This is a genomic window from Kribbella sp. NPDC043289, from assembly GCF_056436705.1.
In genome coordinates this window covers 91,363-108,107 of the sequence record NZ_JBWKCB010000005.1, presented here as the reverse complement: position 1 = coordinate 108,107, position 16,745 = coordinate 91,363, and the positions used below count along the sequence as shown (strand labels likewise).

The window sequence follows — 16,745 nt, the reverse complement described above, 5'->3', positions numbered from 1 at the left end:
CGTGACAGCGACGACCTCCCTTCTGACGGCCGAGATCGACCCGAATACCGTGAAGCCCGGTTGGGTCGCGCTGTTGATCGTGCTCGCTCTCGGTGCCGCCACGGTGCTGCTGTGGCGGAACATGGGCAAACAGCTGAAGCGGATCGACGTGGACGGCGATGGTGCGGACGACCCAGCACCGTCCGCCGGCCCAGCGAGTCCGGACGACTCGCAGTCCCCGGCTGGCGATGCGGAGCCGAAGACTTCGGACCCGACCCCGACATCGACCCCGACATCGAGTGACGGCAAACAACACTCTGAGCACTGACGAGGTATCAGTGCGGTCACCGTTTCCTGGGAGCTGGGAAACACCCTGATCACGAGATGGTGTCGGACTGGGCTGCCCACCTTCGGCTGACCCTATAGTGAGCCGCGTGCTGAATGGCCCCCTTCTCCGGTCTGCTCGGTGACCGCGACCCGCTCCGCCCGGCACCGTATGCCCGGGCGGCTGGTCATCGGTGGCGTGGGCGCTGTCTTCGTCGCATCACTGGCGCTCGTGGTCGCCCTCTACGCCTCGGACAGCCAACCGCGTGAGCTCGGCGGCATCGGTGGACCGAGCGTCTTCGTCGCCTGGCTGCTGCCGCTGCTCCGGCTCGTCTCCGTCCTGGCGACGGTCGGGTGTGCAGGTGCCTTGCTCGCGGCGGTGGTGCTGCTGCGGACCGACGGCGGACCGCTCGGTGTCCAGGGCCGGCGGGCGGTCCGGGACGCGAGCAACTCGGCGATCATCTGGGCGGCGTGCGCGTTCGCCGGCGCGGTCGTCACGGCGGCGACCCTGCTCGACACCCCGGTCCGGCTGCTCCGGATGCGGCTCGACGACGCCCTCGGCGTACCCGAGGTCAAGGCGCTGCTGATCACCGGGATCCTGGTGGTCGCACTGGCGATCGGGATCCGCCGCGTGCAGTCATCGTCCGCGGCGGGCCTCGGCGTGCTGGTGGCGATCGCCGCACTGGTCCCGACCGCGGTCACGGCGTACCCCCGCAACGAGTCGTACGTCGTCCTCGCGGGCGCGGCGCTGGTGATCCACGTGATCGCGGCGACCACGTGGGTCGGCGGCCTCGCGGGTCTGGTCCGCTACGGGCGAGCGAGCCGGACCGGGCTCCGGATGGTGCTGGAGCGGTACCGCCAGGTCGCGTTCGTGTCGTCGATCGCCGTACTGGTGAGCGGCCTGATCAGCGCCGCCGGACGGTTGGCGGCGAAGGGCGGCGGCTGGGGCACGATCGGCGACGCCCTCACCGAGGACGCGTACGGCGTCCTGCTGATCGTGAAGATCGTGGCGTTCCTGCTCCTCATCGTGCTCGCCGCGCTGCACCGCTCCCGCTCGCACGGCGACCTCCTCGACGCCACCCTCCCGTTCTGGCGCATCGTCGGCTTCGAACTCCTGACCATGGCCATCGCCCTCGGCCTCTCGGTCGCCCTCTCGCAAACCGCCTAGGCCCAGGGCGCCGTTCGCAGCTCGGCGGTACTGCGGCGTTCGCGGTCTGCCGGGCGGTCCTCGGCGGGGCGGCCGACTGCGATCATCGAGACGATGTGCCAGCCGTCGCCCGGGTTCAGGTCGGTGGTCAGGGCTTCGAGGTCGAAGGCGCGGAACTGGCGGCAGGCGAGGTCCATCGCGTGTGCCTGCAGGGTGAGGTGGGCGACCGACTGGCCGAGGTCGTAGTCGGCGAAATCGGAGTACGCCCAGTCGGTGTCCTCGATGTACCGGTGGGCCATCGTCACGATCAGCAGGGACGCGGTCGGTGCCCAGCGGGCCGAGCTGCGCGCGAGGTGCCTGATGACGCGCTCGTGGTCGGGCTCGCCGCGGCGCGCGACGAAGTACGCCCACGGTTGGGAGTTGCCTGCCGACGGTGCCCAGCGGGCTGCTTCGAGCAGCGTCTCGATGTCGTCGTCCGTCACGCTCCAGCCGGTGTCGAAGCGCAGCGGGCTGAAACGGCTGGCGAGCAACGGGTGCACGGGCATGACGTCGTACAACCGCCGCTCCGGTCTGTCCATTCCGAGCACCATTTTCGGGGCACTACGGTGGTGGCATGGCGAACGAGCTCGGGCGATCGACCAGTCCCTACCTGCGGCAGCACGCTGACAACCCCGTGGAGTGGCGGGAGTGGTCGGATCGTGCGTTCGCCGAGGCGCGGGAGCGGGACGTCCCGATCTTCCTCTCGGTGGGGTACTCCGCTTGTCACTGGTGTCACGTGACTGCCAGCCCGCTGCGGGTGGGGGCAGCAGGGCTGAGATCCCTACGATCTAGGCGCAAAACGCCGCTTAGTGGCGCACGGCTCGGCTCTATTCCGCAGCGTTTGAACTGCCTAATGCATCACGCTGATGCATCGCGGGACACCCGAGCGATACGACGGTAGCGGGGCCCTGCGCGCTCCAGACTGCGCACGGCTTTCATGCCGTCAAACATCCCCGGTCCGTACCGCCATGGGAGCGAACCCTCGGGACGACTGCAGGCTGGAAGACGAACGACCACCAACCTTCTGCGGATCATGATCAACCGCTGACAACCATGATCAACGACGTCACCCAACCGGGCAGGTCGCGTGCCTTCTGCTAGGCGATACGCATCCTGGGCGGGAGCCCAGACCCTGTGCCGTGTGCTGCAGCGAAATTTGTCAGAGCGGCGGCGCTGCAGGTCCTCCGGCGCATCCCCGAGACCCGTCATCTCATCCTGCGTACCGGCTGCATAATTACTACTCGCCGCGCCTGTAGAGGACCTGGACGCGCCGTCGGCCGTCGAAATTGTCGGAGTCGACGGTTACGTTGAGCAACATGTCCGAATCCGAGTCGGCCGGGCGGTCGTTCGCACGGCGGTTGCGGGTGCTGGCGCACCTGCAACCGCTGCTGGACATCGAGCATGACAAGAATCGGGCGGCTCGTGCGGGTGGGGCCAAGCGGTCCTGGGACGAGTACGACATGCGGTTGCTGCAGGTCGCGGCGTTCGACGCGATCGCGGCGGAGTACGGCCTGCATCCGGAGGGTGGGGTACCGCGAACGTCTGTAGAGGCGGCGGTCGGGGCTCAAGCGGCGCGGTCGGCGCCCGGGCGGACCTCGGCGGAGCATGCCGAGGTCGCCAGTTGGCTGATTGATCGGTTGCTGAACGTGGGGTACGCCGCTCGTGGGTTCGACGTGCCGTGGATCAACCCGGTCGGCTACAGCCGGGAGCTGCTGCGGGTCGTGGCGCTCTACGAGACGTTGACGTCCGAGGGCGAAGTCAGGCTGCATGCGGACGAGGCGGCGCTGAATCTGACGTTGGCCGGTCTCGACCTTGATCTTGAGGACCGACAGATCGCTGCGGAGGCCGTGCTTCGCGCTCAGATCGAGTCGGGCAGGTGGTCGCAGGCCGAGCAGTCGGCGGCGGTGACCCAGCGGGTGGCGGTGGAGTACCGCAATCGACTGGATCGGTACCTGAGGTCGGTTGAGCGGGATCTGCGGGACATCGATTGGGAGACCGATGTTGAGACCGTTCTTGAGGCGGCTCTTGCGCATCTCGAGAATCGGGTCCGGGCGCTGCACCAACTGTCCGATCATGCGGCCCAGCTGGCCGAGGACGTCGACCCGAAATCGCGGACGCAGGCTGCTTCGGTTGTCCGGCTTGTGGGTGACACCCTGGAGCATCTCTTGCGGCTGCAGCAGCACATTCAGGTGGCACGCTCGCGGTTCCGGGCCGCGCAGATCGCGCAGGGATTCGCGATCTCGCTGGACGTTGGAAAGATCCAGCTTCACGACGACGTATTCAAGCCGCTGCTCGCGCTGCCGGCGGCAGGTGCCGAGGACATGGCGATGGAGCTTGTCCGGGTTTCCACCGGGGTGACGCCGCCCAAGGTGGTGTCGCTGGCGACGCTGACCGACATCCTGCTCACCCGGCCGCGCGAACGAGAGGAGGCCTTGGTCGATGTGGACCTCGGCGATCTCGAGGAGATCGGCAATCCGTTCGAGAGATTCGACGACGACGCCTGGGCCGTGGCTCGCGAGCTGATGGCTCAGATCGGGCCGGCGCCCATCGCGCTCTCGAAACTTCTCGCCGGCGCGGACGACGACATCGCCTTGCTTGTCGCGCTGTGTTCGATGCGCTGCTGGGGCGAGCGTGGCTCGTCGGAGACCCGAGATCCGATGCTGATCGGCATCGCCGCGGTCGAGAGTGGCGTCGAGCTGACTCTCGACCGATTCAGGGTGCCGGATCTGTTGCTGTCTCGATCGAACGGAGGCGTCGATGCGCGTAGATGATTTCGCCGATGCGAACCGGCTGCTCAGGTTCTCGGTCGACCGGTCCAGCCGTCCTGGTGCGGATCCTGCGCATCGGGCGCTGCTGGAGCGTTTCCGGACCGACCCGGGGTACGCGAGCGCCGTACGGTTCGCTGCCGAGCCGCTCGGGTTGCGGGTGCTCGGGGCGGATCCGCAGGTCGGGCTGATCCTCGACCCAGCGGCCGACTCGCCGTTCTCGCTGCGCTCCGACGATCTGATTCGGGACTTCAAGTGGACATCGGCCGCCGAGCGGATCACGTACGGCGTCGCCTTCGTCGGCATCGCGACTTACTGCTATCCAACGGCGAACTCGTTCGGCGAGTCGGGTGCACGTCAGGTCACGGCGGTGGAGGTGGACGACTGGATTCGGAAGGCTGCGACCGCGGCACAGACGGACTCCACAGCGGGCGGCGGCGAGGAGATCGCGGTCGCCGACGCGCTGGCCGTCTACGTTGCGGAGAAGTCGATCTCGCGGAACAAGGACTCGTCCGCTTTGCGTCAGGACTGCACTGTTTACCGCGTCGGGCGGGTGCTGGCTTGGCTGGCCAAGCAGCAGTTCATGGTGCGCGACGCCACCAAGCAGGACGTCTACCGCAGTACTGAGCGGTTCCGCCTGCACGTGCGGGAGGTGGCCGCGAAGACGATCTTCGATGCTGTCCGGGCGGCCGGGATGGAAGGGGAGGACTGATGTGGCATCTACGGCGCGTTCATCTTGAATCAGTCGGCCATCCTGATGCTCGCTTCGATCCGCTGACCGTGAACCTCACCGATGTCGACGGGGAACCGACCGCGTCAGTGCTGTGGCTGGAGAACATGGGCGGCAAGACCTCCTGGCTGTCGCTCGTGTTCTCCACACTGCGGCCGAAGCTCGACGACTTCCTCGGCCGGCCGGACAAGCACCTGGGCGACTACGTGCTGGGCACGGACACCGCACACGTGCTCCTCGAGTTCTCGCAGATCGCTGGCGTTCGGACCTTGTCTGGGTCGGGCACGCGGCTCCTGATCGGGCAGGTGCTGCAGTGGAAGCAACGCCGCCCGGAGCGGTCCCGTGAGTCCACCCAGTTGCTTCGGCAGCTCTGGGCAGCTGTCGTACCTGCGGATGGTGGCAGCCTGACCTTCGAGAGCGTCGTGCAACTGATGCACACCGATGACGACCGGCGCCGGCCGTTGTCCGACTTCTCGGCGGAGCTTTCGGCGCTGATCGAAGGCGATGCGTTCCGGCCGGACAATCACCAAGGGCGCTGGGCGGAGTGGCTCCGGCACCATGGGCTGGATCCGGAGGTGTTTGCCGACGAGCTGAAGATGTCGGCGGACGAGGGGTCGATCTCGGACCGGTTCCACTTCCAGAACGGCGATCAGCTGGTGCAGTGGGCAATGCCCTATATCATTCCGCCTGAGGTTCCGGACGGTGTCTCGGCCGTGGTCGAGGGTGTACGGGACACGCTGACCAAGCGACCCGGCCTTCTCGAGCAACAGCGGTTCTGCATGGCAGTCGAAGGCAGGCTGTCCCATGCGGCGGCGCAGCAGACTCAGCTGGAGGAAGAGCGGTCGGAGGCGACCGGGAGCTGGGATTCGGGTCTGCGACTGGTCGATCAATTCCGGGCCGCGGCGGCGCAGGCGGAGAACGCCGTACGGCACCACGAAGGGCGGGCGGCACACTTCGAGGAGAAGGCGAAGAAGGCTCAGTCGGTCCGCAATCAACGTCAGCAACAGGGGCGGCAGGCGCAGCTAGTCGCGGCGCGACTGCAGCACCAGGAAGCAGCTGGGATTCATCAAGAGCTCGCCGACGACCTGCAGAAAGCGCAGCGGCAGGTCGACGCTTGGGAGGTCACTGGTCGACTCCGTTCCCAAGGCGAGGCCAAGGCTCGGCTGGAACAGATCGACGCGCTTCTCGTGGAGATGGACGATCGTGCCGCACCCCTGCGGACGGCAGTCGCCGGCGCCGAGTCCCGACTTGCGGCGAAACTCACCAGTCTTCGTGCCGCGGAACAGGCGACACTCGATGGAGTCAAGGAGGAGCTTGAGGCCGCAGTCAGGGCCGCCGCGGTCGCCGAGGAAGACGAGACGAAGGCTCGGGCTCGGCATCTTCAGGCAACCGGCGCGATCGCCTCCGCCGAGGAGCGGTTGCGGGTCCTGGACGAGGATCTGGCCCAGGTGATCGAGGACGGTTTGATCAAACCTGGTCAGCCATTCGACGATGCCTTGGTCTCGGCGGCGGCCGAGTGCACGCGGTGGAAAGATGAGGCCGAGCGCCTCGCGGCGCTGGCAGACGACGCGCTCCAAGCAGTGGTTAAGGCGGAAGAGCAACGCGAATCGGCGCGTACGGCGCTGGCGGAGGCACGGCAGGAGTACCAGCAGGCCGCGGCGCGGTCTGGCGCGGTCGATGCCGCGTTGACCCGACTGCTGGAGATACCCGGACTGGCAGCGGTGTTCGAAGCCGCGCACCCTGATGTCTGGCAGGACGGCGAAGCAGCCGCCGATCGTCTCAGCCGGCAAGCCGACGAGGCTGGAGCGGCTCGGGTCATGATCGAGCTTGCGGCCGCGACCGATACCCGGGCTGTCGACTGGTTGCATCGCACCGGGTTGCTGCCGCCCAGTCCGGATGTCGAGGCCATCCTGGAGGTCCTCACCGCGTCGAAGGAGGTCGGCTCGGCCTTCTCCGGCTGGGATGTGCTCCGCAGGCGAGTGCCGGTCGACCAGCAGGCGGCGTACATCTCCCGATTCCCCGAGGTGGTCAGCGGCGTAGTACTGGAGAATCCAGCTGACCTGGACGCCGCAACCGAGATCGCCGGGCGCGTGGTGCTGACCGGCCCGGTCGTCCTGACCACCACGGCTGCGTTTGGCGGAGACCGGGCGGAGCCGTTCACGGTCCTTCAGGGGCCGGCCGCGTTGTACGACGACAACGCGGCTGCAGACGAGGTGACCCGTCGGGCCACCCGGCTGGCTGTTTCCGACCAGGACAAGCGAACGGCGAGAGCCCAGGAGGCCGAGGCCAGGACGGTGCGGGCAGCGTTGACCGGCTTCCTCGAGCTCCATCCGGCGGCCGCGGTCGCCAAATGGCGCAAGGAGGTCGCTGACCGTCATGCGGAGTTAGAGGACGCTGGCAAGCGCTTTGGGGGCGCGGAAGACGAGTACCGGCAGGCCCGCGCCTCGGCACAGACGACGGCGGAGGCTGTGCAGCCGGCTCGCGATCGACTCGGCGCTGCCGAGCGTGCCCAAGTCGCCGTCCGCCGGTTGATTGACCGCCAAGCCGTTCGCCCAGGGGTGGCGGATGAGCTCAGGGAGGGCGAGATGGAGCTTGCCGCAGCCCAACGCCTGGGACAGAAGGCAGGCGACGCACGGCGATCGGCGCGCGCCCGCGAGACGGCGGCGAACGGACTGATGACGGCGGTCTCGATTCGTATCAGCGGAATCGATCGCACCTTCACCCAATGGCGGCTGGAGGCTGTCGAGGCCGAACCGCCGGCGGATCCCGTCGACAACCTGGAGCGTGCGCTCGAGGCTGCCCGTAGCGAGCTGCACCAGGCCAGCCCGCCCAGCGAGCTGCTGCGTGAGCGCGAAGATCTGCAGAAGACGGTGTCCGAGCTCGCGACTCTGATCCGGCGAGTGAACCACGAGGTGGTCGCGCTCGCGGAGACGCTGCTGGCGGGGCCGGAGGGCGCCACGCTGGAATCTCGCGAGACGGCGTTCAGAGTCGCGAAGGAACGGCTGACGGAGCTGGGAAAGCAGGAGGCGCTGGCCAAGCACGCGTTGTCCCTGACCCAATCCGACCTGAGGGACAAGGAGACGATTCCAGCGAGCCGGCGGGCACCGCTCGATGAGGAGCCCACAACCGTCGATCGAGCGCACGAACTGCTCGAAGAGCTGGCCGCGCAGTCCAGCGCGGCGATGGAGGAACATACGGCAGCGGCCGAGGCCCAGACGCATCACACTGGAGTCGCCGAGGTAGCTAACCTTGAACGGAAGGCCTTCGAGCGCGAAGCGACCGATCTCGCGGACGTGCTGCGGCGCAGTGCCTCGATGATGGAGCGGCCGGCCGACCTCATCGACCTGCCACGGGAGGTGTCTGCCTGGTCGGGCGGTCCGGAACTCGCCGAGCAGGCCCGGCGCAGCCGCCAGATCAACCTCGACGAGGCCGCCGACTACATCCGGCTCGCGATCAAGGAACGCGACAGTGCGCTGGACGACGTACGTCATCTCGCCAATCGGTTCCAGAAGCTGCTGACCAAGGAGCTGCCGACGCTGCTGCCGCGTTTGACAGAGGGGACGGCGGACCAGCGGGGCGCCTATGCGCGGCAGCTGAGTGAGCAGCTACAGATGTTCGCGCTGACCATCGACCGGCAGCTCGCCGATGTCGAGCGGCACCGACGGATCGTGATCGAGCACCTGGTCGGCAAGGTGCGCGAGACGGTGACGCTGCTCGAGCGGTTGCAGCGGCGCACGCGGATGCCGGCCGGTCTGGAGGAGTGGTCCGATCGCTTGTTCCTGAACCTCACCCATCCCAAGTTGCCAGAGGCAACTGATGAGCTCTCGGGGAAGGTGGCGACGGTTGTTGACCGGGTGTGCGCGGACCCGGATAAGACTGTGCCCTCAGGCATGGACCTGTTGTACGCGTCGGTCTCGGCCGCGATTGGTGGACCGTTTCACGCGACGCTTCTCAAGCCGCACAAGCGGCTGCGGAACGAACGCGTCGACATTGGTGAGATGGCAACCTTCTCCGGCGGTCAGAAGGTGACCGTCGCCCTGGTTCTGTTCGCCGCGCTGACCAGGATGCGTACCGAGGCTCGTTCGTCCGGCCTGCAAACGAACGCCGCACTGCCGCTGCTGATGGACAACCCGATCGGCAAGGCCAACCAGGCCACGTTGATGGAGGTGCAGCAGCGCGTGGCAGAGGCATTCGGACTGCAGCTGATCTATACAACGGGGCTGCACGACGTAGGGGCCTTGGCCTCGTTCCGCAACATTGTGCGCTTGGACGGTCGGGAGAACCCTCGCTCGGGCCACGTGCATCTGGTCGTCGATCAGAAGGACGCCGACTTGGTCTACCTGGATTCCATTCGGCTCGTTCAGCGCGAGGAGCCGACGGATGACTGACGCCGAGCGCTTTGTGGCCGAACTCCGAGTGGCCGCCGGTCGCCGTACTAGGGTCGACAGCGACGAGATCTGGCGTGTCTTTTCCCGCCACTTCGTCGACGCCGCCCGGTCCGTCGACGCGCGGGCACAGCTCGCGGAGCTCATCGGCGCCGCCGGCGCAGCCGGATTGGTTCAGCCTTCCGCCTCGACAGACAAACTCGCGCCGACCCCGCTGCCGCGCTTCGTAACCTTGATCGCCACCAGGCCGATGCGGGTCGAGCGCCGCCCTGTGCCCTGGGTGGACGAGCTTGCCTGGGCCTCGACAATGGTGCTCAGCGACCAGCAGTTCGACGTACTGGACCGGGTCAATCGCTGGTTGCGGGACGGTGGCGCCCAGCGCCCGGTAGTGCCAGCCGAGGAGCGGTCAGCCGAACTGTTCGACAACGAGAAGGCGATCGCGAGTGGGATCGCGGGACCCACGACGCTGTGGCGACCCGACCGGCTCTCACCAGTACTCCTACGCTACGAGAACGTCCCGATCCCGTTTGCCTATCGCGCAGTCGGCGACGGCACAAAACTCCTCATGGTGGAGAACACCGCGGCCTTCCGAACCTGTGCCCGCCTCCTCGCTGCCGAGAGCGGCCATCCGTACTGTGCGGTTGCCTTCGGCCAAGGTTCGTGGGCGCCGAAGACAATCCCTGCCGCCCTTGATCACCCGACTCCGATCACCGAGGTCCACTACTGGGGCGACCTCGACGTACGAGGCCTCGAGATCACCCGCGACGTCCTGGCTGCCGCAGCAAAGGTCGGGCTGACAGCCCGGCTCCACGTACCACTGTGGACCCTCATGCTCGCCGAACGTCCCGTCCCGCCGACCGGACCCACGGTCTTCCAGCCGCCCCTTCTCGACGTGCTGCCGGTCGAGCTGCGGCAGCGTGCGGCGGAGGTTCTCTCGGAACGTCAGCGGATTCCTCAGGAGCGTGTGGGGTACGATGTTCTGCATCGAATCCCACGGTGGTGGGACACCGCTTGAAGTGAGTTGCGCGAGATCGCACGGGGCGGGGATGCGACTCTCGCGCCGTTCGGCTCAGCACCGCGTTAACGCGTCCACCTGAAGGGTGGTGACGGCGTCGGCGTTGAGGGGGAGATCAGCTTCACGGTGCTCGGCTCGGGCTGGGCATCGTGACGTTCCGCAAACATGGCCAAGATCGTGTTGCCGGCCAATGTGGAGGGTCCCAGTCCGTTCGACTCCGTGGTTGCCATTGCCGCGCAGCATCGGGAAAGAGTGCGGCCGCGTGATCCTGGGGCTGGCGTAGTTGTCACCAAACCTCAAGTCTCGCCGCAGTCGCAGTGCCCTCTGTGCTACCCCTCCTTTGCCGCGGGCGCCCACAGGGCGGCAACGATCTCCATCTGTTTGAGAACCAGGTCGACCGCCTGGCGCTCCTCCTCCGGCGGGTAGTCGAACATCGCCAGCACGCGGCGGATGCGGGTACGGAGCTTCGCCCGGACGGGTTCGCGGGAGAGCCAGTCGACGGACAGGTTCTTCTGGATGTCCTTGACGAGGGCACGCGCGATCTCGGCGAGGGCGTCGCCGCCGCCCTCCATGACCTCGGCCATGTCGCGGTGTGCGACGGCGTCGTAGAAGGCCAGTTCGGCGTGGGTCAGCGGCGGGTCGAACCGCTCACCACGGCGGGCCTCCTCGGACACCTCCCGTGCTAGAGCGGCGAGTTCGGCGATGACCTGGGCGCTGGTGAGCTGCTGGAGCATGTACCGCTTCATCAGGTCGTTGAGGCGCTCGGTAAAGCTCTCGTTGCGGACGACGTTGTGCTTGGTCACCTCACGCATCTTCTGCTGGATCATGCGGCGCAGGGCCTCGGTCACGAGGTGCGGGGTCTCGGAGTTCTCCAGCTTGCGCAGCTGCGCCTCGTTGATGCGGGTGATGTCCAGCCGTCCAATCCCGGCCTCTATGTACAGGTCGGTGATCTCGTCGGCGTCGACGATTGAGGCCGCGAGGGCTTGCAGGTAGCGCTGGACCTCGGCGCTGAGCGGCTCACCGTTAGCCTCACGCTGGGCAGCGTCGAGCTTGATCATCCAGGCCCTGACCTCGCTGAAGAAGGAGATGTCACGACGCCAGTCATCCATGTCTTCGCAGCGTTCGGCGATCTCCTTGCTCATCGCGCAGACACGGTAGAAGCGGTCCAGCCGAGCGGCACTGTCCTTGAAGCGGACGGAGAGCGGCTTGATTGGAGGGTCGACCTTGTTCCCTAAGGTCTTCGGGTCGCGCAGGAAGTCAGCGGTCAGGCGCAGCGCCCGCCTGCGAGAGTCAGGGCGGCCACTGTCGCCGAGCCATACCTTCCAACGGCTCCCAGCTAGCAGGCCCTTGATCGTGGCCAGCTCGTTCTTGACCTCAGTGACGGCCCGTTCGATGCCCGCGCCGAGAGTCTGATCCTTGCGGTCCTGATCCGAGTACTCGCGCAGGGCCTTGGCGAGGTTGTCGGTGAGAGGCGCGTAGCCGACGAGCAGACCATCCTGCTTGCCGCGGAAACGGCGGTTGACGCGGGCCAGCGCCTGCATCAGGTTGGCGCCCTGCATCGGGCGGTCCATGTACAGGGTGTGGATGGGCGGGGCGTCGTAGCCGGTGAGCAGCATGGAGTGGACGATGAGTAGTTCCAGTTCGTCGTCGGGGTCCTTGGCGCGCTTCTGGACGACCTTGTGCTGGGACTTGCGCAGCGAGTGCTTGCGCAGGTGCTCGGAGTCGGAGCGGTCGCCGTGGAAGACGATCTTCATGACACCCTTGTCGACCTCGTCACTGACCCAGCCGGGCCGCCGCTCTGCCAGCGCGTCGAAGATGCGTACGCAGATTTCACGGGTCGCGCACACAACCATTGCCTTGCCGGGGGCGCCGATGTCGGGTTTGACCAGCTCGCGGCGCTGCTCCCAGTGGGCGATCAGGTCGTCGGCGAGCTTCGCTATGCGGTCGGGGGCGCCGTACACGGTGTTCATCGTTGTCGCGTACTGGATTGCGCGGCGACGCTCGGCGTCGTCCATGCCCTCGGTGAGCGTGTTGGCTTGCTCGTCGAGCGTGTTCGGGTCGACGCCCTTGGGCAGATTGACCTCGATGACACGTGGCTCGTGGAACACCCGGACCGTCGCTCCGTCGTCGACGGCGCGCTTCAGGTCGTAGATGTCGATGTACTCGCCGAAGACTGCGCGGGTGTCGGCCTCAGCCTTCGAGATCGGCGTACCGGTGAAGGCAAGCAGGGTGGCGTGCGGTAGGGCGTCCCGCAGATGCCGGGCGTAGCCGTCAAGGCTGTCGTAGTGCGAGCGGTGGGCCTCGTCGACGATCACCAGTATGTTGCGGCGTTCGGAGAGGAGGGGATGGGACTTGCCGGCGTCCTTCTCCTCCTTGCTCAAGCCGAACTTCTGGAGGGTAGTGAAGACGATCCCGCCGACGTTGCGCCGCGTCAGCTCGGTGCGCAACTCCTCGCGCGAGTCGACCTGATGGGCCTTCTGGCCGAGCAAGGTCTCGCTGTCGAGAAAGGTGTCGTAGAGCTGGTCGTCGAGGTCATTGCGGTCGGTGATGACGACAATGGTGGGGTTGTTAAGGGCCGGGTGACGAGCGACTAGGGCCGCCGTCTCCACCATCTCCTCTGACTTGCCCGCGCCCTGGGTGTGCCATACGACGCCGGCCTGGCCGTTCGTCCGTGACGCCTCGACGACGGCGTCCACTGCCTTATTCACCGCGAAGTACTGGTGCGGCTTCGCGATGCGCTTGCCGGAGAGAGGCTCGCCCGGCGTGGCCGGAGGAAAATTGACGAAGTTGCGGGTGAGTGAGAGGAAACGGGCCTGCGTGAACAGGCCGTGCAGGGCCAGGTTCAGCGCCTCCAGGCCGTCGTAGCCGGGCTCGTTGGTGTCGACGCGCTCGCCTTCGTGGTCGACGTTCCAGGGCGCGAAGTGCTCGTACGGCGTGAACGCGGTGCCGTACTTGGCGGTTATGCCGTCCGAGACCAAGCAGAGGACGTTGTAGCGGAACGCGATCGGGAACTCCGAGACGTACGTCTGGAGTTGGGCGTGCGCAGACTTGAGGGTCGCGTTCTCGTCAGAGGCGCTTTTGAGTTCGACGACGGCGAGGGGGAGGCCGTTCACGTACAGGACGATGTCGAAGCGGCGGTGGCGGCCGTCGGTGTCCCTGACCGTGATCTGATTGGCGGCGAGGTAGCTGTTCACGTCGGGGTCCGTGAAGTCAACAAGACGGACGGTGGGGGTCTGCTCGGCGCCGAATTCGTCGGTGTAGGTGAGGCGAACACCGGCCGTCAGGTGCTCATGGGCCTGCTTGTTCTCCGGGTATGCCTCGCGGGATGCCGGATCGGTTGCGATACGCATCGCTTCGTGGACGGCGGTGGAGGTCAGCTCAGGGTTCAGCTTCTCGATAGATGCCTGAAGCACGTCGTGGAGGACCAGGTCGTCCCAGTAGCGGCGGTGGTCGGTACCGGGCGCTAGGTCCTTGCCGGGCTTGGGCTCCCAGGCCAGCTCGGCGAGTTCGTCGAGGGCCAGGTCCTCCCAGGTGGACTCGGTCATTTTGGCGTCCCGGTGGGCGGGAGTGTGCTCGCCGTCTTCGATGGTCATACGGCGCCCTCCATGATCTTGTCGGCGTCCCGGAGGCGAAGCTTGCCGGACATGAGTTGCGGGAGGAGAGCGTCGCGGAGGCGCACAAGGGCATGGTTCTCTGCCGCTGCACTTTCTGCTCGCTGGATCAAGGGCGCAGCACTCTCCTCGAAGCACGCCACTTGCTCTGCGCCGGGCCAGGGGACCTTGAAGTCGGCAAGATCGGACCACTTGGCACGCGGCATCCGTGTTCCGTCGCTTCGCCCTGTCGCATGCGCAACAACCTCGTCACTGGACAGCGCCATCAGAAGCCACGAGCGGTACTCGGTCTTGGTGGCCTGCACCACGATGATGTCGGTCGAGCAGACACCGTCCACCTGCGCAATTCCTACCTTGTGGAAGTAGGGGCGCAGTTTCCCAAAGAGAATGTCGCCGGCTTTGAATGCACTCTTGGTGCTTCCAATCGCCGACGAAGGCCCCCATGAGCTGAGCCAAACTCGTTTGCGAGGCATGTGCTCAAGACCGATGTAGGGCTCATCCCCGCGAAGGGAGGCTGGATTTACGGATTCTCGAACCACATGGCCGATGTCGCCGATGCGGATTCCTGTCCCGGCTGTTCCGTACGCAAGGTACGTGCTGCGGAGAAGGGCCTCAGTAGTCACCGCGATGCGGTCGTTGATCGCGATCTTGTCGTCTAGCGCCCCTATTACACCGACGATTGCCTTCTGTTCAGATGGATCCGGAAGGGAAATCCTGATTTTGTTGATGTAATTCCGATTCAACATTGGCTGGGCGGCGCCGGAGTTGTATCCTGAGAAGTCGATGAGGCTCAGCTGGTAGTACACAAACCGAGGATCGTTTCCAAGAAAGTCGGTAACATATAGTGCCGTATTGAGGGGCCAGAAATCAATCTCGCAATAGGTTGCCTTACCAATGGAAGCCCCGGCTCGACCGAGTACAACTCCGGGCGCTTTAATCAGTGCGGTGTCATGGGTTCCACTCTGCCCAGCCGCGCCGATCACTGGCACATTTCCGTGTTTGCGCTGCGACGTCGGAAGATCGTGCCCACGCTGGAGTCTTACCAACCGGTCCAAAGTTGCCTGTCGCCACTCAGCCACGAATGCTCCCCAAGCGCTCCCGCAGGGCTGCATCCAAGCGGGCGGACTCATCCAGCTGCTCGAAGAGCTCCTTCGTAAGGCGAGCGATTCGCTCGCCTACCAGTTCAGCATCTGGGTCCTCATGAACCTCCGCTGCCCCCACGTAGTGCCCTGGAGTCAGCACATAGCCGTGCTGTGCGATCTCTTCCAGCTTCGCGCTGTAGCAGTAGCCCGGGACGTCCTCGTACGAAAGCCCCTTCTCCCTCGCCGACTTTGTGCCCCGCCACGCGTGATAGGTGTCGGAGAGCTTCTCGAGGTCTTCCTCCGTGAGGATCCGCTCCGCGCGATCGACCAGGGTGCCCATCGTGCGCGCGTCGATGAACAGCACCCGGCCCCGCTGGTCTGCCAGGGCCTTCACACCCTGGCCGGATTTGTCTTTTGTCAGGAACCATAAGCAGGCTGGAATTGTCGTCGTACGGAACAAGTTGCTTGGTAGCACGATCATGCAGGAGATGAGGTCTGCCTCGACCATCGCCGCTCGAATTTCTCCCTCGCCCGACTGCTTAGATGCCATGGAGCCGTTCGACAGGACCACGCCCGCGCTGCCGCGATCACCGAGCTTTGACACGATGTGCTGGAGCCAGGCGTAGTTGGCGTTCGACTGGGGCGGAACGCCGTAGCGCCAGCGCGCGTCGTCCGATTTCCTTGCCCAGTCGGACATGTTGAACGGTGGGTTCGCCATGACGAAGTCGGCCTTGAGATCCGGCAGCTTGTCGTCCGCGAACGTATCGGCCCACCGCTCGCCGACGCCCTTTGGGTCCATGCCGTGGATGGCGAGGTTCATCTTGGCCAGGCGCCAGGTGCGCTCGTTGGCCTCTTGGCCATAGATCGCGATGTCGTGTGTGTGGTCCTTGCCGCGCCGCTTCGCGACGAACTTGCCGCTCTGTACGAACATGCCGCCCGAGCCGCATGCTGGGTCGTACACCCGCCCCTCGTACGGTTCCAGCACCTCGACGATCAGGCGGACGACGCTCGCCGGCGTGTAGAACTCGCCGGCACGCTTGCCCTCTGCCCGCGCGAAGCGCTCCAGGAAGTACTCATAGGTCTCACCCAGGACATCCTGCGCGGGACGGTCGCCATGACCAGTGAAGCGGGCGTCGCTGATGAGGTCGACGAGCTCCTTCAGGCGCTTCTGGTCGACGTTGTCGCGGTTGAAGATCTTCGGGAGGACGCCGGTGAGGGTCTTGTTGGCCTTCATCACCTCGTCCATGGCCTCGTCGAGGAGCTTGCCAACGCCGCCCTCCGCGCTGGCTGCGTTCTCGGAGATGTGGTCCCAGCGGGCGGTCGGGGGCACCCAGAAGACGTTCTTCTCCGTGTACTCGTCCTTTTCCTCCAGGAAGGCCGCCCGGCGGTGTTCGGGGATCCGGGCCAGCTCGGGGTCGGCCGCCAGCTCCTCGCGGCGTTCGGTGAAGGCGTCGGAGACGTACTTCAGGAAGACCAGACCGAGCACGAACTCCTTGTACTGGGCGGCATCCATGGAGCCGCGGAGCTTATCCGCGGCCCTCCACAGGATGTCCTGGATCTCCTTGGTGCTGGAGACACTGAGCAATTCGCCCTGTCCGGCGGTTGCCGCGGTTCGCTTGCGGGGTGGCATTGTTCCTTCTTCCGACTCGGCGGTGATGGGTTCCATAC

10 protein-coding genes and 1 pseudogene are annotated in these 16,745 nt (G+C 66.1%); 7 read left to right on the top strand and 4 right to left on the bottom strand.

The features are described from left to right. The first annotated feature begins 1 nt into the window (after position 1). Both AC0662_RS28120 and AC0662_RS28115 read left to right on the top strand, forming a co-directional pair. On the top strand, positions 2 to 307 hold the full coding sequence (locus tag AC0662_RS28120; RefSeq protein WP_452199781.1) for a hypothetical protein: 306 nt from the start codon (positions 2 to 4) through the stop codon (positions 305 to 307). A gap of 138 nt (positions 308 to 445) precedes the next feature. Then, positions 446 to 1,471, top strand: coding sequence for a CopD family protein (locus tag AC0662_RS28115; protein ID WP_452199783.1), 1,026 nt, complete (start codon positions 446 to 448; stop codon positions 1,469 to 1,471). Here the strand turns inward: AC0662_RS28115 and AC0662_RS28110 are convergent. Further along, positions 1,468 to 2,028: a nitroreductase family protein gene (locus AC0662_RS28110; RefSeq protein ID WP_478304368.1), complete on the bottom strand. Its 561-nt coding sequence runs from the start codon at positions 2,026 to 2,028 to the stop codon at positions 1,468 to 1,470. The two genes, AC0662_RS28115 and AC0662_RS28110, sit on opposite strands and share 4 nt — an antisense overlap. 35 nt (positions 2,029 to 2,063) lie before the next feature. Here AC0662_RS28110 and AC0662_RS28105 point away from each other — a divergent pair. The 5 genes and pseudogenes from AC0662_RS28105 to AC0662_RS28085 all read left to right on the top strand — a co-directional run. Beyond that, positions 2,064 to 2,234: pseudogene (locus tag AC0662_RS28105) on the top strand (DUF255 domain-containing protein); the annotation flags it as partial. Positions 2,235 to 2,805: 571 nt separating this feature from the next. Next, the gene (locus AC0662_RS28100; RefSeq protein ID WP_478304366.1) at positions 2,806 to 4,260 is read left to right on the top strand and encodes a hypothetical protein; all 1,455 of its coding nucleotides are present in this window, start codon (positions 2,806 to 2,808) and stop codon (positions 4,258 to 4,260) included. Next, a complete protein-coding gene (locus AC0662_RS28095; RefSeq protein WP_478304364.1) occupies positions 4,247 to 4,966 on the top strand; it encodes a hypothetical protein in 720 nt (239 codons plus the stop codon). Before AC0662_RS28100 ends, AC0662_RS28095 begins: the two co-directional genes overlap by 14 nt. Further along, positions 4,966 to 9,372, top strand: coding sequence for a coiled-coil domain-containing protein (locus AC0662_RS28090; protein WP_478304362.1), 4,407 nt, complete (start codon positions 4,966 to 4,968; stop codon positions 9,370 to 9,372). Before AC0662_RS28095 ends, AC0662_RS28090 begins: the two co-directional genes overlap by 1 nt. 28 nt (positions 9,373 to 9,400) lie before the next feature. Further along, positions 9,401 to 10,384, top strand: a complete 984-nt coding sequence (locus tag AC0662_RS28085; protein WP_478304360.1) for a Wadjet anti-phage system protein JetD domain-containing protein — start codon at positions 9,401 to 9,403, stop codon at positions 10,382 to 10,384. 329 nt (positions 10,385 to 10,713) lie between these two features. Here the strand turns inward: AC0662_RS28085 and AC0662_RS28080 are convergent, their stop codons facing one another. Genes AC0662_RS28080 through AC0662_RS28070 form a run of 3 tightly spaced genes read right to left on the bottom strand, consistent with a single transcriptional unit; the run spans position 10,714 to position 16,743 of the window. Continuing rightward, a complete protein-coding gene (locus AC0662_RS28080) occupies positions 10,714 to 13,977 on the bottom strand; it encodes a type I restriction endonuclease subunit R (protein WP_478304358.1) in 3,264 nt (1,087 codons plus the stop codon). Next, entirely contained in the window at positions 13,974 to 15,074 is a 1,101-nt protein-coding gene (locus tag AC0662_RS28075; RefSeq protein WP_478304356.1) for a restriction endonuclease subunit S, read from the bottom strand. Before AC0662_RS28075 ends, AC0662_RS28080 begins: the two co-directional genes overlap by 4 nt. Continuing rightward, positions 15,067 to 16,743 (bottom strand): type I restriction-modification system subunit M, encoded by a 1,677-nt coding sequence (locus AC0662_RS28070; RefSeq protein ID WP_478304354.1) that lies wholly within the window; start codon positions 16,741 to 16,743, stop codon positions 15,067 to 15,069. Before AC0662_RS28070 ends, AC0662_RS28075 begins: the two co-directional genes overlap by 8 nt. Positions 16,744 to 16,745 lie beyond the last annotated feature (2 nt).

Excerpts from the sequence above, each read along its gene's own strand:
- AC0662_RS28110 (WP_478304368.1), bottom strand. The coding sequence starts at position 2,028 with ATGGACAGACCGGAGCGGCGGTTGTACGACGTCATGCCCGTGCACCCG.
- AC0662_RS28090 (WP_478304362.1), top strand. The coding sequence starts at position 4,966 with ATGTGGCATCTACGGCGCGTTCATCTTGAATCAGTCGGCCATCCTGAT.
- AC0662_RS28070 (WP_478304354.1), bottom strand. The coding sequence starts at position 16,743 with ATGGAACCCATCACCGCCGAGTCGGAAGAAGGAACAATGCCACCCCGC.
- AC0662_RS28100 (WP_478304366.1), top strand. The coding sequence starts at position 2,806 with ATGTCCGAATCCGAGTCGGCCGGGCGGTCGTTCGCACGGCGGTTGCGG.
- AC0662_RS28095 (WP_478304364.1), top strand. The coding sequence starts at position 4,247 with ATGCGCGTAGATGATTTCGCCGATGCGAACCGGCTGCTCAGGTTCTCG.
- AC0662_RS28080 (WP_478304358.1), bottom strand. The coding sequence starts at position 13,977 with ATGACCATCGAAGACGGCGAGCACACTCCCGCCCACCGGGACGCCAAA.